Annotated in this window: 15 protein-coding genes; 4 read left to right on the forward strand and 11 right to left on the reverse strand. The window is 61.6% G+C overall.

Translation table 11 applies throughout. The features are described from left to right. Positions 1-448 precede the first annotated feature (448 nt). From BFQ00_RS27270 to xylA, 5 genes are all read right to left on the reverse strand, one after another. On the reverse strand, positions 449-757 hold the full coding sequence (locus BFQ00_RS27270; RefSeq protein WP_065883544.1) for a DUF6124 family protein: 309 nt from the start codon (positions 755-757) through the stop codon (positions 449-451). Between the two features lie 665 nt (positions 758-1,422). After that, entirely contained in the window at positions 1,423-2,559 is a 1,137-nt protein-coding gene (locus tag BFQ00_RS27275) for a sugar ABC transporter permease (RefSeq protein ID WP_065935298.1), read from the reverse strand. Then, the gene (gene xylG, locus BFQ00_RS27280) at positions 2,560-4,104 is read right to left on the reverse strand and encodes a D-xylose ABC transporter ATP-binding protein (RefSeq protein WP_065935299.1); all 1,545 of its coding nucleotides are present in this window, start codon (positions 4,102-4,104) and stop codon (positions 2,560-2,562) included. It abuts the gene before it with no gap. A gap of 163 nt (positions 4,105-4,267) precedes the next feature. Next, the gene (gene xylF, locus BFQ00_RS27285; protein ID WP_057721949.1) at positions 4,268-5,269 is read right to left on the reverse strand and encodes a D-xylose ABC transporter substrate-binding protein; all 1,002 of its coding nucleotides are present in this window, start codon (positions 5,267-5,269) and stop codon (positions 4,268-4,270) included. 220 nt (positions 5,270-5,489) lie between these two features. Further along, a complete protein-coding gene (gene xylA / locus BFQ00_RS27290; RefSeq protein WP_065883551.1) occupies positions 5,490-6,806 on the reverse strand; it encodes a xylose isomerase in 1,317 nt (438 codons plus the stop codon). A gap of 139 nt (positions 6,807-6,945) precedes the next feature. Between xylA and BFQ00_RS27295 the strand changes: the two genes are divergently transcribed. Then, positions 6,946-8,121, forward strand: a complete 1,176-nt coding sequence (locus tag BFQ00_RS27295) for a XylR family transcriptional regulator (protein ID WP_065883553.1) — start codon at positions 6,946-6,948, stop codon at positions 8,119-8,121. Here the strand turns inward: BFQ00_RS27295 and BFQ00_RS27300 are convergent. The 4 genes from BFQ00_RS27300 to BFQ00_RS27315 all read right to left on the reverse strand — a co-directional run bounded on the left by BFQ00_RS27300 (position 8,118) and on the right by BFQ00_RS27315 (position 13,714). Beyond that, on the reverse strand, positions 8,118-9,383 hold the full coding sequence (locus tag BFQ00_RS27300) for a carbohydrate porin (protein WP_065935300.1): 1,266 nt from the start codon (positions 9,381-9,383) through the stop codon (positions 8,118-8,120). The genes BFQ00_RS27295 and BFQ00_RS27300 overlap by 4 nt on opposite strands. Positions 9,384-9,440: 57 nt before the next feature. Further along, complete coding sequence (locus BFQ00_RS27305; protein ID WP_065935301.1) at positions 9,441-11,849, reverse strand: glucose/quinate/shikimate family membrane-bound PQQ-dependent dehydrogenase; 2,409 nt, start codon at positions 11,847-11,849, stop codon at positions 9,441-9,443. Between the two features lie 279 nt (positions 11,850-12,128). Continuing rightward, on the reverse strand, positions 12,129-13,172 hold the full coding sequence (locus tag BFQ00_RS27310; RefSeq protein WP_065883560.1) for an LLM class flavin-dependent oxidoreductase: 1,044 nt from the start codon (positions 13,170-13,172) through the stop codon (positions 12,129-12,131). A gap of 56 nt (positions 13,173-13,228) precedes the next feature. Further along, entirely contained in the window at positions 13,229-13,714 is a 486-nt protein-coding gene (locus BFQ00_RS27315) for a flavin reductase family protein (protein ID WP_065935302.1), read from the reverse strand. A 318-nt stretch (positions 13,715-14,032) separates the two neighbouring features. Here BFQ00_RS27315 and BFQ00_RS27320 point away from each other — a divergent pair, with 318 nt between their 5' ends. The 3 genes from BFQ00_RS27320 to BFQ00_RS27330 all read left to right on the forward strand — a co-directional run bounded on the left by BFQ00_RS27320 (position 14,033) and on the right by BFQ00_RS27330 (position 17,149). Continuing rightward, entirely contained in the window at positions 14,033-15,439 is a 1,407-nt protein-coding gene (locus BFQ00_RS27320; protein ID WP_065935303.1) for a purine-cytosine permease family protein, read from the forward strand. A gap of 349 nt (positions 15,440-15,788) precedes the next feature. Next, positions 15,789-16,784 (forward strand): hypothetical protein, encoded by a 996-nt coding sequence (locus BFQ00_RS27325; protein ID WP_065935325.1) that lies wholly within the window; start codon positions 15,789-15,791, stop codon positions 16,782-16,784. Positions 16,785-16,786: 2 nt separating this feature from the next. Beyond that, on the forward strand, positions 16,787-17,149 hold the full coding sequence (locus BFQ00_RS27330) for a hypothetical protein (protein WP_065935304.1): 363 nt from the start codon (positions 16,787-16,789) through the stop codon (positions 17,147-17,149). A gap of 86 nt (positions 17,150-17,235) precedes the next feature. Here BFQ00_RS27330 and BFQ00_RS27335 read toward each other — a convergent pair whose 3' ends face one another. Both BFQ00_RS27335 and BFQ00_RS27340 read right to left on the reverse strand, forming a co-directional pair. Beyond that, positions 17,236-18,390, reverse strand: coding sequence for an ABC transporter ATP-binding protein (locus tag BFQ00_RS27335; protein ID WP_065935305.1), 1,155 nt, complete (start codon positions 18,388-18,390; stop codon positions 17,236-17,238). Positions 18,391-18,407: 17 nt separating this feature from the next. Then, positions 18,408-19,217, reverse strand: coding sequence for an ABC transporter permease (locus BFQ00_RS27340; RefSeq protein ID WP_065935306.1), 810 nt, complete (start codon positions 19,215-19,217; stop codon positions 18,408-18,410). Position 19,218: the final 1 nt, after the last annotated feature.

Below are 19,218 nucleotides of genomic sequence, written 5' to 3' on the forward strand. Positions count from 1 at the left end.
ACCCACCGCCATCGGGGGCAAGCCCCCTCCCACAGTTTTGAGCGCGTTCAGGCAGTGGGTTTTGTACAGGTCAGGCATTCGATGGAGCCTGGTCCTGGCAACTGCCAGCCAGTGCCACCAATCCCAATGTTGAAATGCAGACCAATGTGGGAGGGGGATTGCCCCCGATAGCGGAGTGTCAGTCACTGTAGATGTTGACTGACCCACCACCATCGGGAGCAAGCCCCCTCCCACAGTTTTGAGCGCGTTCAGGCAGTGGCTTTTGTACAGGTCAGGCATTCGATGGAGCCCGGTCTTGGCAACTGCCAGCCAGTGCCAACAATCCCAATGTTGAAATGCAGACCAATGTGGGAGGGGGCTTGCCCCCGATAGCGGAGTGTCAGTTGATCAATCTGTGACTGACCCACCGCCATCGGGAGCAAGCCCCCTCCCACAGTTTTGAGCGCGTTCAGGCAGTGGGTTTTGTGCAGGTCAGGCATTCGATGGAGCGGTCGACCGTGGTCTTGGCAATTTCTAGCAGGTGCCATACCGCCAGTATCTTCGCCCGCTCGGGGCTTTGCAGAAGTTCGCCGCAGTCCAGGGCGGTGGCGGAGGCGCTGTCGAGCAAGCTGGCGGTGTAGAGCAGGGCGTCTTCGAAGCTCAGGTCTTCGTTGACCGAGTGAAAGCCTTGGGTGGGCAGGTAGTGGTCGATGGCGCGGTTGAAGGCGGCGCGGTCTTTTGCGGGATCGAGGGGTGGGTCGGGTAGGGCTTTGTTCATGGTGCAACTCCTTGTGTGGTCAGGTACCGACCCCCGTCGCGACTAAACGATGGGTGGCGGCTGTACGCAGGTTAGTCGACCGGCCACAAGGAAAATCCGGCGCACCCGAAGGTGCCCTGCGCACAGCCACCATAAAACTTGATGGACCATGCTCCTTGTGACATTCCGGGCGACTAAACCCGATCACTGAATTGGCAGTGACGGAGCGCAGACTAGCCAGCGATTCCAGCAGGCACAAGGCGGCAGGGATTGTCTAGGAAACGTCCTGCAATTTAAAGGGACACGCCTTGCTGGCCCTTTAAAAACCATGACTAAATGCCACCAACCCAATGTTGAAATGCAATCAACTGTGGGAGGGGGCTTGCCCCCGATTGCAGAGTGTCAGCCACTGTATGGGTGGCTGATACACCGCTATCGGGGGCAAGCCCCCTCCCACATTTTTGACCGCGTTCAGGCAGTGGGTTTTTGTACAGGTCAGGCACTCGATGGAGCGTGGTCCTGGCAACTTCCGGCAATGCCACCAATCCCACTGTTGGAATGCAGACCAATGTGGGAGGGGGCTTGCCCCCGATAGCGGTGGGTCAGATAAATGAATGTTGACTGACCCACTGCCATCGGGAGCAAGCCCCCTCCCACAGGGTATGCGGTGTTGGCATGAAGGGGGGTCAGCGCCGGCCCGCTCGCGTACTCACATCCACCCACACCGCCAGCACCAAAATGCTGCCCTTGACGATCATCTGCCAGTAGCTGTCCACGTCGAGCATCGACATGCCGTTATCCAGGCTGGTAATCACCAGCGCCCCGAGCAACGCGCCATACACTGTGCCCGAGCCGCCGCGCATTGAGGTGCCGCCGATAAAGCACGCGGCAATCGCGTCCAGTTCGCCCATGTTCCCCGCTGACGGTGAGCCGGCGGCCAGGCGCGCGGTGTTGACCAGGCCGGCCAGCGCGCACATCACGCCCATGATGCCGAAGATCCACAGTTTCACCGCCTGCACGTTGATACCCGACAGCCGCGTCGCCTCCATATTGCTGCCCACCGCGTACACGCGACGGCCGAACACGGTCTGGCTGGTGACGTAGCTGAATACGCCGAGCAGCACCAGCAGCAGCAACACCGGCACCGGGATGCCGTCGTAGCTGTTGAGGGTGGTGACGAACCCGGCCAGCACTGCACCGATCAGCACCACGCGCAGTATGTCGCGCATCAGGGCATGCGCGGCCAAACCATGCAGTGCGCGGTTGCGCCGCTGCCTCCAGGTGAGGAACAGGGTCAATGCAAACAGCAAAACACCCAGGCCAATGCCCACCGAATGCGGCAAGTACCCCTGGCCCACGTACACCAGCGACGGCGACACCGGCGCGATGGTGGTGCCGCCGGTGATCCCCAGCAGGATCCCGCGAAACGCCAGCATCCCGCCCAGGCCGACAATGAACGACGGGATGCGCAGGTAGGCCGTCATATAGCCGTTGGCCAGGCCGATCATCAAGCCGCACAGCGCGACCAGGCTCAGGTTGGCCAGCAGCGGGATGTGATAAACCACGTCCAGGATCGCCGCGAGCCCGCCCAGCAAGCCCAGCAATGAACCCACCGACAAGTCGATTTCGCCGCTGATGATCACCAGCACCATGCCGCACGCCAGTATCCCGGTGATGGACATCTGCCGCAGCAGGTTGGACAGGTTGCGCGGCGTGAGGAAGCCGCCGTCGGTCTGCCAGCTGAAAAACAGCCAGATGAACGCGACGGCGATCACCAGAGCGAGCATTTTGTAGCGGGTGAAAAGGTGTTTGACCTGATTCATCTACGCGGTCTTCCGATCATTATTGTTTTGGCTGAGCGCAGCGGCGAGTACCTGTTCCTGGGTGAGCCCCTGATTGATGAAGTCGCCACGCAACTGGCCGTCGCCGATCACCAGCACGCGGTTGGACACGCCGAGCACTTCGGCGAGTTCCGACGACACCATGATGATCGCCACACCTTCGGCCGCCAGCGCGCCCATCAGTTTGTAGATCTCGTACTTGGCGCCCACATCCACCCCGCGTGTGGGCTCATCCAGGATCAGCACCTTGGGCTTGGCCATGAGCATTTTTGCCAGCACGGCCTTTTGCTGGTTGCCGCCGGACAGGCTGGTAATCGGCAGGAACGGGCTGGCGGTTTTCAGGTGCATGCGCGCGATCTGCTGGTCGATGCTGCCCAGTTCGGCCTCGGCGTCGATGCGGGTCAGGTGGGCATAAGTGTCGAGCACCGCCAGGGTGATGTTCTGGCCCACGCCCAGGTCGGGGATGATGCCCTGGCGCTTGCGGTCCTCGGGCACCATGCACAGCCCGGCGCGGATCGATTTGAGCGGCGTGCGCGTGTCGATCACCTGGCCTTCCAGCCACACCTCGCAGCTGTAGCGCCCGGGGTAGGCGCCGAACAGCGCCGACACCAGCTCCGTGCGCCCGGCGCCCACCAGCCCGGCAATGCCGAGGATTTCGCCACGCCTGAGCACGAAGGAAACATCGTCGACGCGTTTGCGCCTGGGGTTGTCGACGTCGTAGCAGGTAACGTTGCGCGCCTCGAACATCACCTCACCCACCTCATGGGGTTCGGTGGGGTAGAGGTTGCTCATCTCGCGGCCGACCATTTGCGTGATGATCTGCGCGATGTCCATGTCGGCCATGGCGGTGGTTGCGATGTGCTTGCCGTCACGAATCACGGCGATGGTGTCGCACACGGCGGCCACCTCATCGAGCTTGTGCGAAATGTACACGCAGGCCACGCCCTTGGCCTTGAGGTCACGGATGATGTCCAGCAGCACGTCGATTTCCGAGCGGGTCAGGGCCGAAGAGGGCTCGTCGAGAATCAGCAGGCGCGCCTGTTTGTTCAGAGCCTTGGCGATCTCCACCAGTTGCTGGTAGCCGCCGCCGTACTGCGACACCGGCAGCGCCACATTCATGTCCGGCACCTTGAGTTCACGCATCAACGCTTCGGCGCGGTGCAGCATCGCCGGGTAATTCATGCGCCCGCCGGGCAGGGTCAGTTCGTGGCCCATAAAGATGTTCTCGGCCACCGACAGGTCGGGCACCAGGGTCAGTTCCTGATGGATGATGACGATGCCGGCGGCTTCGGTTTCACTGATGGACTGGGCTTTGAGCGGCTGCCCGTCCCAGAGGATTTCTCCTTCCCAGGTGCCGTACGGATAGACCGCCGACAGCACCTTCATCAAGGTGGATTTGCCGGCGCCGTTTTCGCCGCACAACCCGACGCATTCGCCGGGCCGCACCTTGATGTCGATGCCGTTGAGGGCGTTGACACCACCGAAGCTTTTGACGATGCCGTTCATTTGCAGCAGGTAGTCGGACATGGGAAAGGCTCACACAAATAGGCTGGCCCCCACCCCCGTAGGAGCGAGCTTGCTCGCGAAAAACCCGAGAGCGCCGCGTTTATCCAGGAAGCGCGCATTATCGTTGACGTTTTTCGCGAGCAAGCTCGCTCCTACAGGGGGCGAGGTTTTATCGAGGCAGTCATCATTGCCCGGCGATCTGTTCTTTGGTGTAGAACCCGTCCTTCTCCAGCACGTCGATATTGGCCTTGGTCAGCGGCGTCGGGGTGAGCAGGATGGTGTCGACCTGCTTGCTGCCATTGTCGTATTGCGAGCTGTAGGTGGGTTTTTCATTGCGCGCCAACTGCACCGACAGTTTGGCCGCCTCGGTGGCGATCAACTTGAGCGGTTTGTAGACGGTCATGGTCTGGGTGCCGTCGATCACGCGCTTGATCGCCGCGAGGTCCGCGTCCTGGCCGGAAATCGGCACCTTGCCCGCCAGCTTCTGCGCGGCCAGGGCCTGGATCGCACCGCCGGCGGTGGCGTCGTTGGAGGCGACGATGGCGTCGATTTTGTTGTTGTTACGGGTCAGGGCGTTCTCGACGATGCTCAGGGCTTCGGTGGGATTCCACTCTTTCACCCATTGCTGGCCGACAATCTTGATATCGCCCTTGTCGATGGCCGGTTGCAGCACCTTCATCTGGCCTTCGCGCAGCACCTTGGCGTTGTTGTCGGTCGGCGCGCCGCCGAGCAGGAAGTAATTACCCTTGGGCGCCGCTTGCAGCACGCCGCTGGCCTGCATTTCGCCGACTTTTTCGTTATCGAAGGAGATGTAGGCATCGATGTCCGCATTGAGGATCAGACGGTCGTAGGACACCACCTTGATCCCGGCCTTCTTGGCTTCGGCCACCGCGTTGGTGAGCACCGTGGCATTGAACGGCACGATCACGATCACATCGACGCCACGGGAGATGAGGTTTTCGATCTGCGAGATTTGCTTCTGCTCGTTGGCATCGGCGGACTGCACGAACACCTTGGCATCGAGTTTTTCCGCCGCTGCGACGAAGTAGTCACGGTCTCGGGACCAGCGCTCAAGGCGCAGGTCGTCGATGGAAAAACCGATTTTCGGGTGAGCCGAATCGGCCATCACCGGCAGGGCGAGCAGGGCCAGGGCAGTGGCGAGCAGCGTACGTTTGAATGACTTCATGGTGGTGCGTCCTTTTATTGTTGTTGGAAAAGACACAGCGTGGTGCGCCTGAAACTGTAGAGCGTCCTGGGGCGCTCTGTGCATAGATTTGTCGCGCAAATGTCACAGCTCTTGTAGGAGCGAGCTTGCTCGCGAAAAACCCGAGAGCGCCGCGTTTATCCAAGAAACGCGCATTATCGTTGACGTTCTTCGCGAGCAAGCTCGCTCCTGCAGAGGGGTGTCAGGTGTAGATGAACCGGTTCACGATTCCTTCCAGCATCTCCTGCCGACCACTCACGGCCTGCGGGTCCAGTTCGTTGGCGAACGCATGTTCGGCCAGGGATTGCAGGCTGAACTCGCCCGCCAGTACGGCTTTGCCCAGCGGCTGCTGCCAGCCGGCATAGCGCTGGTCCTTGAACTGTTGCAGGCGGTCGTTCTGCACCATGGCGGCCGCGCGCTCCAGGGCCAGGGCCAACACATCCATCGCCGCTACGTGGCCGTGGAACAGGTCCACCTCGTCCAGGCTCTGGCGGCGCACCTTGGAATCGAAATTGTAGCCGCCATTCCTGAACCCGCCGGCCTTGAGGATTTCATAGGTGGCCAGGGTCATTTCCTCGACGCTGTTGGGAAACTGGTCGGTATCCCAGCCGTTCTGCGGGTCGCCACGGTTGGCGTCGATGCTGCCGAAAATTCCCAGGGACACGGCGGTGGCAATCTCATGATGAAAGCTGTGCCCGGCCAACGTCGCATGGTTGGCCTCGATATTGACCTTGATCTCGTGCTCCAGGCCGTACTCATGCAGGAAGCCGAACACCGTGGCGCTGTCGTAATCGTACTGATGCTTGGTTGGTTCCTGGGGCTTGGGCTCGATCAGCAGGTCGCCGGTAAAGCCGATCTTGTGCTTGTGCTCCACCACCATGCGCATGAACCGGCCAAGCTGCTCGCGCTCGCGCTTGAGGTCGGTGTTGAGCAGGGTTTCATAGCCTTCACGGCCGCCCCACAGCACGTAGTTGGAACCCTTGAGGCGCAGCGTGGCGTTCATCGCGCTGAACACCTGGGCGGCGGCGTAGGCGAACACCTCCGGGTCGGGATTGCTCGCGGCGCCGGCGGCAAAGCGCGGGTTGCTGAAGCAATTGGCGGTGCCCCACAGCAACTTGATGCCGGTCTGTTCCTGATGACGCTCCAGGTGATCGACCATCTGCGCAAAGTGGTTGCGGTACTCCTTGAGCGAACTGCCTTCGGGCGCCACGTCGGTGTCGTGGAAACTGTAGTAGTCGATGCCCAGCTTGGAGAAAAACTCAAAGGCCGCCTCCGCCTTGCCAATGGCCAGCTCCATCGGGTCACCGCTGCGCTGCCACGGTCGCTTGAAGGTGCCCACCCCAAACATATCCGCCCCCGGCCACACAAAGGTGTGCCAGTAACAGGCGGCCATGCGCAGGTGCTCGCGCATGGGCTTGCCGAGGATCAGCTTGTTGGCGTCGTAGTGACGAAAGGCGAGGGGAGAGTCGCTGGCAGGGCCTTCGAAGCGAACCTGCTCGACACCGGGGAAGTACGGCATGGGGTTTTCCTTATTGTTCTTGGCGGTGTCTGGATACTAGCAACGGCACTGGGGCTGCTGATTATGAAAATCACCAAGGGGTGGTGCGATTTTGTGCAGTCAGGTCTAGTCTGTCTCCACCGGCCCGAGGACAAAAACAATGAAAACCCTACCGCCCGTGCACCGCATTGCCTTGCTCTTCAACGGCAGCAAAATCTACGACCGTGGCATCATCGCCGGTATCGGCAATTACCTGAGCAGCACCCGTGCGTCCTGGGATTTGTTCCTGGAGGAGGATTTCCTCTGTCGTCTGCGCGGCATCGAGCGTTGGCAGGGCGATGGGATCATTGCCGATTTCGATGACCCGCTGATTGGTGAGGCGTTGGCCGGGAGTCGGATACCGGTGGTGGCGGTGGGCGGCTCGTATGAGGACGTCAGCCTGTACCCCAAGGGGATTCCCTATGTGGCGACCGATAACCATGCCCTCATGAAGTTGGCCTACGAGCATCTGATCGAGGCCGGGCTGACGCGGTTTGCCTGTTTCAGCCTGCCCGAAGCCCAGGCCAATCGCTGGGCCCAGGAGCGTGAGAAGGCTTTTCGCGGCTTGATGCAGCGCGATGGTTTGCAGGTGGAGATCTATCGCGGCCTGGGGACCAGCGCGCCGTTGTGGGACAGCGCGGTGGAGCAGCAGATTGCCTGGCTGCACAGCCTGCCCAAGCCCATCGGCATCATTGCGGTGACCGACGCCCGTGCCCGGCAACTGCTGCAGGCCTGCCTGACCGCAGGCATTGCGGTGCCGGAGGAAGTGGCGCTGATCGGTATCGACAACGACCCGCTGACCCGCACGCTGACGCGGGTGCCGCTCAGTTCGGTGATCCAGGGCACCGAAACCATGGGCCGCACCGCCGCCGCGCTGCTGCATCAGATGCTGCATGGCAAACCCTGTGCGGGTACGCAGGTGCTGGTGCCGCCGGACGCGATCAACGTGCAGGCCTCCAGCCTGCATCAACCTTTGGGCAATCCCTATGTGATGCAGGCCCTGCTGTTCATTCGTCAATACGCCTGCCAGGGCATCAAGACCGCGCAGGTGGCGGCGTATGTCGGGGTGTCGCGTTCATCGTTGGAGTCGCACTTTCGCAAGGTGCGGGGGTGCAGCGTGCACGACGAGATCCTGCGCTTCAAACTTGCCGCCGCCGCCAGGGGCCTGGAAAACCAGGCGCTGGCGATTGCCGATATTGCGCAGACCTGCGGGTTCACCTCGGCGCAATACCTGCACACGGTGTTTCGCCGCGAGTACGGGTGTACGCCGCGGCAGTACCAGCAGGGCGCGGCTTAGAACACCGCCTTGACCTGCATACCCAGGATCAGCGCATTGTCGATACGCTTCCCGGAAAATGCCCCCGGTTCGATGATGTATTGCACATCCGGACGCAAGGTCAGCCACGGCGTGGCCTGATAGCCATAACTGAGTTCGATCAACTGCTCGGCGCTGTCCAGGGCAGGGTAGGGGTTGCCTGCATTGAAGGCCGCCAGTTCCTGTACATCGCGACTGCGCGGGTTCGGCACGGCGCGGCCATAGCCCAGGGAGACGGTGTCGCGCGGGCGGCCTTCGAACGGTTTGTACAACACCACGCCCGCGCCATACCACTTGCTGAACGGCGACGCGGCTTCGCTGGCAGCGGAGTACTGACCGAAGGCATGCAGGCTGCGGCCCTGGGATGATTGCGAGGCCCACACGGCCTGGTCGATCAACAGGTAGTGGCCGCCACGCCCGCTGACCTCTTTGTCGCTGCCGATGCGTTTTACATCGGAGCTGTCGTAGTAATAACCGAGCTTGTATTCACCCGGCAGGCTGCCGGTGTGTTTGTAAATCAGCTCGATGGGCACCACCGTGCCGGTGGTGTGTTTGGGCCCCAGGTGCCAGGCGCGGCTGGAATTGCCGTTGCTGGACGGGTCGACATTGAACGCGGCCACGCGCAGTTGCCAGTTGGGCGAGAAGTCGTATTTCACCCGCGCGCCCAGGTGCGCATTCGGGTAGTTGGCCCAGCCGCTGCCGCCCGACATGTTCAGCGGGTGCCCGCAGAACCCGGCGTTCATGAAGTTGCACAGGATGCCGCTGTCCAGGCCGCCGAGGTCATTGCCCATGGCCATGTAGCCGAACTTGAGGTTAAGTGCCGGTGTAAACAGCGTGCGTTCGTAGCTCAACTCGGTGAGGCGGGTGTAGAGGCCACCGTAGTTCTCCTGGATCGGCAGTCGGTTGCCCACCAGGTCTTCGGAGGCGCTGTTGCCGCGGCGGTCGTTGATGGTCAGCTGGATGCGGTCGCCGTTGTTGAGACCGTAGAGTTTGCCGAGGTCGAACTGCACACCGAGCTTGAGATTCTGTGAATAGCGCGCCGAGCGATGCCGGCCGCCGTGGGCGTTGTAGGCGGTCTCGCCGCTGTAGTCGCCGCTGAAGCGTACGCCCTGTTCGTCGAGTTCACGGCGCAGGCCGCCCCAGTCGCCGGTCAGGGTGGTGTCGTCGGCTTGGACGGGCAGGGCGGCGGCAAAGGCCAGGCCCAGCGCCAAGCGCCCAAGGGACGTATGATAAGTAGGGTTCATGGGGGATTTTCCAGGCACAAAAGCGCGGTGCGGGCGCACCGCGCTAACAAGGGGTTGTTACGGCAAGGCGTAGGCGATCACGTAGTCGCCACGGTCGGTGGACTGGCGTGCACCGCCGGCGGTGACGACGATGTACTGCTTGCCGGTTTTCGGCGACACGTAAGTCATCGGGCCGCCCTGGCTGCCCACCGGCAGGCGGGCTTTCCAGATTTCATCACCGTTGCCGCTGTTGAAGGCGCGCAGGTAGAAGTCCTGGGTGCCGGCGATAAAGATCAGGCCACCCTGGGTCGACAGCGTACCGCCGAGGGTCGGCAGGCCAACCTTGATCGGCAGGTGCATGCGGATGCCCAGGGGACCGGTGTCTTCAACGGTGCCCACCGGTACTTGCCAGGCGATTTTCTGCGTCTTCATGTCGATCGCGGTCAAGGTGCCGAACGGCGGCGCCTGGCACGGGATGCCGGCCACCGACAGGAAGCGGTTCTTGTTCACCGCGTACGGCGTGCCCTTGAGCGGCACGGCGCCCATGCCGGTGTTCAGCGCTTCGCCACCGGAGGCCGCCAGGGCCTTGTTCTGCGACGGCACCATCTGGATCCACAGGCCCAGGCGCATGTCGTTGACGAAGATAAAGCCGTGCACCGGGTCGGTGGAAATGCTGCCCCAGTTCATGCCGCCCAGGGAACCCGGGAAGCTCAGGGATTTATCGGTGCCCGGCGCGGTGTACAGGCCGTCGTAGCGCATGCCCTTGAAGTCGATGCGGCACAGCAACTGGTCATACGGCGTGGCGCCCCACATGTCCGATTCGGTCAGGGTTTGCGCGCCGATCTGCGGCATGCCCAGGGACTTGGGCTGGGTGGGGGAGTACGGCTCGTTGGGGATGTTCGCGGCTTTGACCGGCACTTCCTGCACGTCGGTCAACGGCTTGCCGGTGGCGCGGTCGAGTACATAGATCTGCCCGGCCTTGGTGCCGATCACCACGGCGGGCACTGCCTTGTCGCTGCCCGGCGGGGTGAAATCGATCAGGCTGGGTTGCATCGGCAGGTCGAAGTCCCACAGGTCATTGTGGACCGTCTGGTACACCCATTTCTCGGCGCCGGTGGAGGCGTCCAGCGCGAGCACCGAAGCACCGTATTTATGATTGAGCTGGGTGCGTTCCACGCCGTAGATGTCGGTGGACGAGCTGCCCATCGGCAGGAAGACCGTGTTCATCAGCGGGTCGTAGGACATCGGCGCCCAGCTGTTCGGGGTGCTGCGCACGTAGGTGCTGCCAGCGGCCGGCGCGTGTTTGTCTTCAGGGTTGCCGGGGTCGAACGCCCAGCGCATCTGCCCGCTGATCACATCGAAACCACGGATCACGCCGCCCGGCATATCGGTTTGTACGTTATCCGCGACGCGACCACCCACCACCACCGTGGTGCCGGCAATCAGCGGCGCCGAGGACAGCTGGTAGTAGCTGTCCGGGACATTACCCAGGCCGGCCTTCAAATCCACCTGGCCGTGGGTGCCGAAGTCTTCGCAGAATTTGCCGGTGTCGGCGTCCACGGCGATCAGGCGTGCATCGATGGTGTTGGTCAGCAGACGACGCTGGCATTGCGCACCGGCGGCCACGCTGGCGGCAATGACCGGCGAGCTGCCTTGTTGGGTCGGCTGGGCAATCGGCGCAGTGGCGTCGAAGTAGGCCACGCCACGGCATCGCTGCCAGACCGCCGATTGGGCATTGATCTCGTTCTTCCACAGCTCCTTGCCGGTGTCGGCGTCGAGCGCGATGAGGTTGTTGTGCGGGGTGCAGATAAACACTTTGTTGCCGATCTGCAGGGGCGTCAGTTGGTCCTCGGCACCGTTGCCGTCGCTGATCGCCACGTCACCGGTGTGGTAGGTCCAGGCGACTTTGAGCTTGTCGATGTTGTCGCGATTGATCTGGTCCAGCGCGGCGAAGCGACTGCCGCCTTCGGTGTTGCCGTAGTGGGCCCAGTCTTTCTGGGCATCGGCCGCAGCCACCGGGGTGATGCCTGGGCCTGCGCCGGTTGGCGCTACGCTTGGGTGAGCGACGAACATATTGCCCGCGGCCACTGCCACGCCGAGCGTCAGCACGGCAGCGACGCCGTACGCGCCACGCGCCGGTTTGCCGACCAGCAACGGATACACCAGCGCGACCACGATACCGATCACGGCGAACATGAACAGGCGCGAGAACAGCGGCCAGTACACCAGGCCCACATCCGCGACGGCCCAGACGGCCGTGCCGACCAGGAACGCGGCGAACAGCCAGGCACCCGCCGGGTTGCGCCGGGCAATCAGCAGCCCGGCAATGGCCATGGCCACGCCACCGACCAGGAAGTACCAGGAACCTCCCAGGCTGATCAATTTGGCACCGCCGACGGCGAGCGCAAGGCCGAGCAGGGCGATGATCACGCCCAGGCCAAGGAGTAGGAATCTAGAGACGCCAGCGGCGCGCGATGCTCGTTTCATGTCGAAAGGACTCGAGTGAGAGAGGGCAAGGGCGCGATTTTAGCAAGATAAGTAACTGGTTAGTACATTATGCTCGTGCAATAGACTGTTACAGATGCTGCGATGATGGGCCGAGGGCAAGGAAAGTAGGAGGGCAAGCGCTAATGCCCGTCACCGCCCTTTGTAGGAGCGAGCTTGCTCGCGAAAAACTCACCGACACCGCGTTGATTCAGGAAGCACGCGTTATCGTTGACGTTTTTCGCGAGCAAGCTCGCTCCTACAGAGGGCGCCGGCACTCGGTCAGCGAAACGCCGGCATCACCTGCTCGATAAACAGTGCCAGGGACTTCTTTTTCTCGGCATGGGGCAGGCTGTTGTCGCACCAGAAGCTGAACTCATCCACGCCCAGTTCCTGGTAGTACCGAATGCGCGGGATGATCTCTTCTGCGGTGCCGATCATCGCGGTTTTGTGCAGGCTCTCCAGCTCGAACTCTGGCCGTGCGGCAAACTTCTCTTCCGGGCTTGGCTCGAGAAAACCGTTGACCGGCACGCTCTTGTTGCCGAACCAGGCATCGAAGGTGCGATAGAACTTCGAGATCGCCTTGGCCCCGACTTTCCAGCCCTGGGGATCATCAGCGGCGTGCACGTGGGTGTGGCGCAGCACCATCAATTGCGGGCGGGGCACGCCAGGGTTGTTGTCCAGGGCGGCCTGGAATTTGTTTTTCAGGTCCAGGACTTCTTCGTCGCCTTTCATCAGCGGCGTGACCATTACGTTGCAGCCGTTGGCCACTGCAAAATTGTGGGAGTCGGGGTCGCGGGCGGCGATCCACATCGGTGGGGTGGGCTGCTGGATCGGCTTGGGCACGCTGGTGGAAGTGGGGAATTTCCAGATGTCGCCGTCATGGGCGTAGTCGCCTTGCCACAGGGCGCGCACCACCGGCACCATTTCGCGCAGGGCCTGGCCGCCGCTCGAGGCGGGCATGCCGCCGGCCATGCGGTCGAATTCAACCTGGTAAGCGCCCCGGGCGAGGCCCACTTCCATGCGTCCGTTGCTGATCACGTCGAGCAACGCGCATTCCCCCGCCACCCGCAGCGGGTGCCAGAACGGCGCGATGATGGTGCCGGCGCCCAGGCGAATCGTGGTGGTCCTGGCCGCAAGGTAAGCCAGCAACGGCATCGGGCTTGGCGATATGGTGTATTCCATCGCGTGGTGTTCGCCAATCCACACGGTGCTGAAGCCACCGGCTTCGGCCATCAGGGTCAGTTCGGTCAAGTCTTCGAACAACTGACGGTGGCTGACGCTTTCATCCCAGCGTTCCATGTGTACGAACAGCGAAAATTTCATGACGCGTACCTCGGATCTATTGTTATTTTTCCGCAAAAAACGGGTTGAGCGGGGTGTCAGGCAGGCACCGGCAGGGTACCCATCTTGCCGTGGCAATACACCAGGGGGTTGTTCGGCTGCACCGGCACGATCAGGTTCTCGACGGCGCCCACCATGATTGCGTGGTCGCCGCCTTCGTATTCGCGCCACAGTTGGCATTCAATGACCGCCGTGGCGTTGGCCAGGATCGGATTGCCCAGTGCACTCAGGGTCCACTCGATGCCCTGGGCCTTGTCCTTGCCTTTGCGCGCAAAGGCATAGGCTTCGCTTTGCTGCCCGCCGGACAGCACATGGATGGCGAAGCGTTTGTTCCTGATCAGTACGGGGTAGGAGTCGGAGCTGTAGTTGGGGCAGAAGAGCACCAGGGCCGGGTCCATGGACAGCGAGCTGAATGCGCTGGCGGTGAGGCCGACGATTTGCCCGTCGTCGTCCAGCGTAGTAATCACGGTGACCCCGGACGGAAACGAACCCATCACTTGTTTGTAGATGGCGGCATCGATCATGGGATGGTCCTCTGCTATGAAGCGGTTTTTAAATTTATAGGTCTGATGGTATACCGTAATACAGGAGTTGCAAGGGCTTTTTTGGACCGGCGATAAACGTGTCCAGGACCCGCCAAAGGCCTTTATTACGGGGATTTATCCCGTGATGGCGGTTGTTCTCGGGGCGCGATTGCCGGATCAGAGGCAGGCTAAAACAGCGGATCAGCCTTGTTAAAATGTTGGAATACCATAATATGGTGTTCGTCTGAGAGGCGGCCATCGAGCTTCCTCTGGATGGCGTCAAACAACTATAAGATCAGACAAACGCGAGTTATTCCTATGCCTCAGATGTCCCGGCAAGACCCCCTGATCGAGCATCACACGGTCGATTACGTCCCCCTCGCAGAGCGCCACGGGAAGGCCCGCGACCTGTTCACGTTATGGTTCAGTACCAATATCGCGCCGCTGCCCATCGTCACCGGCGCGATGGTGGCCCAGGTGTTCCATCTCAACCTGCTGTGGGGGCTGCTGGCGATTGTCCTCGGGCATCTGCTGGGCGGCGTGGTGATTGCCCTGGCCTCGGCCCAGGGCCCGCGCATGGGCATCCCGCAGATGGTGCAGAGCCGCGGCCAGTTCGGGCGCTATGGCGCGCTGCTGATCGTGTTTTTCGCGGCGCTGATCTACATCGGCTTTTTCATTTCCAATATTGTGCTGGCCGGCAAATCCATCGTCGGCATCGTGCCCTCGGTGCCGGTGCCGGCGAGCATCCTGATCGGCGCGCTCAGCGCCACGGCCATCGGCGTGATCGGCTACCGCTTTATCCATACCTTGAACCGCATCGGCACCTGGGTGATGGGCAGCGCGTTGCTCGCCGGTTTTGTCTACATCTTTGCCCATGACCTGCCGGCCGACTTCCTCACCCGTGGCGGTTTCAACGCCGCCGGCTGGCTGGCCACGGTGTCGCTCGGGATCATCTGGCAGATCAGCTTCTCGCCCTACACCAGCGACTATTCGCGTTACCTGCCGGCGGACATCGGCATCACCCGGCCGTTTATCGCCACCTACCTGGGCGCAACCCTGGGCACCATCCTGTCATTTGCCTTCGGCCTGGTGGCGGCGCTGGCTACACCGGAAGGCACCGAAGCGATGGTTGCGGTCAAGCAGGCCACCGGCGCGCTGGGGCCGATCCTGATGGTGCTGTTCCTGCTCAATATCATCAGCCACAACGCGCTGAACCTGTACGGTGCGGTGCTTTCGATCATCACCTCGATCCAGACCTTCGCCAGCCACTGGACCCCCAGCATCAAAGTGCGCGTGGTGCTTTCGGGCATCATCCTCGCCGGTTGCTGCGTGGTGGCGCTGGGCGCATCGGCGGACTTCATCGCGCAATTTATCGGGCTGATCCTCGCGCTGTTGCTGGTGCTGGTGCCGTGGGCCTCGATCAACCTGATCGATTTCTACGTGATCAAGCGCGGCGTGTACGACATCGCCTCGATCTTCCAGGCCGATGGCGGGGTGTATGGCCGGTTTAACCTGCATGCGATCGTGGCGTACTTCATCGGGATCATCGTGCAACTGCCGTTTGCCAATACGTCGTTGTATGTGGGGCCGTGGGCCAACCTGGTGGAAGGCGCGGACTTGTCGTGGCTGGTGGGGTTGGCGGTGACGTGTCCGTTGTATTACTGCCTGGCGACGCGCAAGCAAACGCAGAAGGTCCGGGCGGCGAAGCTGGGTTATTCGGACTGATCCTCGCGTCACATCAAATACCCGGCGCTTGCCGTAATGCTGTTCAGTTAAGCGTACATCGCCCTCTGTAGGAGCGAGCTTGCTCGCGAAAAACGTCAACGATAACGCGTGTTTGCTGGTTGAACGCGGCGCCTGTGGTTTTTCGCGAGCAAGAGCTAGGCGCCCCCCTCGCTCCTACAAAAAGCCTTAACTGAACGGCATTAGGCGCTGGCCGGGTTTTTTTGTAGTCGGTTTTTCCCGGCAACGTAGGCAACTTCTCTATTTTTCTTTTCGCTTTCCGGCGTGTGTCCGGGCCGTATTCGCTTGCTTATATTCCGATGCCCTCTCTATTGGACGCGGGATGCAGGGCATGGCGCAGGGTTATATCAACGACCACACAATCGACTACGGCAGCTTGAAGTCCCGCTTGATGGGAAGCGGTTTGAGTCGCCAGCGCTCCGACCATTTTGATGTGCTCAACCGGCACCTGCGCCATGGGCTGGTCACGCCGGGGCAATTGGTGATTATTCCCGATGCATACAGCGTGGAATGCTCCAAGGATGAAGCCTGGTTGATGCGTCATGCCGAGCGAGTGCAACGCGATTTGGAACAGAGCTCATCGGTCGGGGCCGCCGTGGTCAATGACTATGACTTGCTGCAGAGCTTGCTGACCTATGGCTCGATTGGCGTCGGCAGCGCGACATCTGCCTGGGCGCGGCATTTGGACGAAATAGTGCATACGTTGGAGGAAATCGAGCGCTTGCATCAACGGATGAAAGCGGGCGGGCTGGATCGCAATGCCTTCATTGGCCAGCGGCAGATGCTATTTGCATCGCTGGATATCCAACTGAGTGGCGTGGCCAGATTGGGTACGGGCTTGCGCGGTAATCAGTCGTTGAAGAAGATCCTCGGGGTCTCCACCAGAAGCTATTTGCATAAGGGTGAGATTGCCGGGTATGCCCAGCGGATGGCGGCGATTGCCCGGGTGTCGAAGTGGTTGGGCAAGGGTATGTATGTGGGCCTGGCGATGGACGTGGGGGCGGCGGGATTGGAGATCAAGGAGGCGTGTATGACGGGGAGGGAGGCGCAGTGTCGGCGGGCCAGGTATGTGGAGACGGGGCGGTTGGCGGGTAGCGTGGCGGGGGCTGCCTGGATTGGTAATTTCGGTGCAAAGGTTGGGGGCAGCCTTTGCCGGATAGCTTTCGCGGTCGCCACCAAGGGGCGCGCTGAGTTGGCCTGTGGAATTATCGGTGGCGCTGCGGGAGGGTATGCAGGAGGCGTTTTGGCCGGCGATGGCGGTGCTCTTCTAGGGGGAGAAATTATTGAAGCCGATGGACATTTTATATTTCAACCAGAAGGGGCTTAACGATGTCGTTCTTTCTGGTTTACACCATCGTGTGGATGGTTGGGATATTCATCCTTCTGGGGCTGATGCTATACGCCGAATACAGAAAACTGGACGAGCTGGAAAGCTATTTCAGTGAGAACGAATGTGTTCGTAGGCACAAACGTTTTTGGAAAAGAAACCAACGGATCGATAAGTTTTACCGCATGGGGCTTATGATTGATTTCCTGTCCGATTCCAAGCGTTTTGTGAAAGCTGGCCTGGTCACCGAGGACGAGTTGGCATTAGTTCCTTTAGCGCTCAGAAGATGGGCCCTGTGGCCCTATCGCATCAGTCATATCTGGGTGGTTGGAACCGTCATCTGGGCCATTTGGTACAGAAGTTGATGCGATGCTCCGATGGCGCAACGGCCAGCTATAAACCAGCTGGCACTCTCCCCGGCCGCTGCCGCATGAAGCCTTCCAAGGCGGGCTCAATGCGCCCCGGCCGCCTTGTTCAAATCACTCTCGGCCCACTGCGTATACACGCACGCATCCGCCGTGGCCCAGCGCACCCGCACCGGGTCGCCGGCCTTGAGCGGCATGCCCGCCGCCGAGAGCGCCTTGACCGTCATCGACGTACCGCCCAGGGTCTTCACCGCGCAGGTCTGGCTCTCGCCCAGAAACAGTACCTCCCCGACAATCGCCGAGACTTCATTCCAGCCCGCCGCCAGCGGTTGCTCGATGGCCTGTTCGACACTCAGCGCCAGGGCCTTTTCCGGGCGCACCATCAGCAATACATCCTGCTCGGTGTGCAGCCCGCTGGTCAGGCGGATCGACAGCGACTGGCCTTCGAACGACGCTGCCGCATTGCCCTGGGCCTTGAGCTTGAGGAAGTTTGAATTGCCCAGGAACGAGGCGACGAACGCGTTCGGCGGGTTCTGGTACAGGTCGAAACCGCTGCCCAGGCCGACGATTTTACCGTGGCTGAAAATCGCGATGCGCTGGGACAGGCGCATGGCTTCTTCCTGGTCGTGGGTCACGTAGACAATGGTGATGCCCAGGCGCCGGTGCAATTGGCGCAGCTCGTCCTGCAGGTCTTCACGCAGTTTCTTGTCGAGGGCGCCGAGGGGTTCGTCCATCAGCAGGATGCGCGGCTCGTACACCAGCGCGCGGGCGATGGCGACGCGCTGTTGCTGGCCGCCGGAGAGTTGCGAAGGGCGGCGATGGGCAAACGGTTCCAGTTGCACCAGCTTGAGCATCGCGTCGACGCGTTTCTCGCGTTCGGCGCTGGCCAGTTTGCGGATGGCCAGGGGGAAGGCGATGTTGTCGCGCACCGACAGGTGCGGAAACAGCGAGTAGCGTTGGAACACCATGCCGATGTCGCGCTTGTGCGGCGGCACGTTGACCAGGGATTGCCCGCTCACCAGGATCTCGCCGCTGCTCGGCGTTTCAAAGCCGGCCAGCATCGACAGCGTGGTGCTCTTGCCCGAGCCGCTGGAGCCGAGGAAGGTGAGGAACTCGCCGTCCTGGATGTCCAGGGAAATGTTGTCCACGGCGGCAAAGTCGCCGTAGTACTTGTTCAGGTTGCGCAGGCTGACCAGGGGTTGGCCGGGGTTCTGCGCGACATCTTGGATCACTGCACTCATGTTCTGCTCCTGGGCGCTTAGGCGCGGGTTTCAGTGCGCCGACGAAGGGCGGCGGCAATCACCATGACCAGTACCGACAGGCCGATCAGCAACGTCGAGGCGACGGCGATCACAGGCGTCAGGTCCTGGCGCAGGGTGGTCCACATTTTCACGGGAAGGGTTTGCAGGGTCGGGCTGGCCATCATCACGCTGAGCACCACTTCGTCCCACGAAACGAGAAAGGCGAACAGCGCACCGGCCACCATCCCTGGGCGAATCGCCGGGAAGGTCACCTTGAACACCGCCTGCAAGCGCGAGGCGCCGCAGATCACCGCCGCGTCTTCAATCGACTGATCGAACAGCTTCAGCGAGTTGATGATCGAGATGATGGTGAACGGCAGAGCGACAATCACATGGCTGACCACGAAGGCGAACATCGTGCCGGTGTAGCCGAGCTTGAGGAACAGCGCGTACACCGCCACGGCGATGATCACCAGCGGCACGATCATCGGCAGGGTGAACAGGCCGTAGAGCAGCTCGCGGCCGGGGAAGCGCCCGCGCACCAGGGCAAACGCGGTCGGCAGCCCCAGGGCAACGGCAAAGAACGTGGTCAGCACCGCCACCTTGAGGCTGGCCATCGCCGCGTTCATCCAGTCGGGGTTGGAGAAAAACTGGCCGTACCATTTCAGTGTCCAGCCCGGTGGCGGGAACACCAGCCATTGCGACGAACCGAACGACAGCAACACGATAAACACGATCGGCAAGAGCAGGAACAGGCCAATCAAACCGGTGGTGGTGTAGAGGCCCAGGCGCAGCCTGCGGCTCATGGCGTTGGGAGTCAGGAGCATG

This window comes from Pseudomonas sp. 28 E 9 (genome assembly GCF_900004785.1).
Taxonomy (GTDB): domain Bacteria; phylum Pseudomonadota; class Gammaproteobacteria; order Pseudomonadales; family Pseudomonadaceae; genus Aquipseudomonas; species Aquipseudomonas orientalis_A.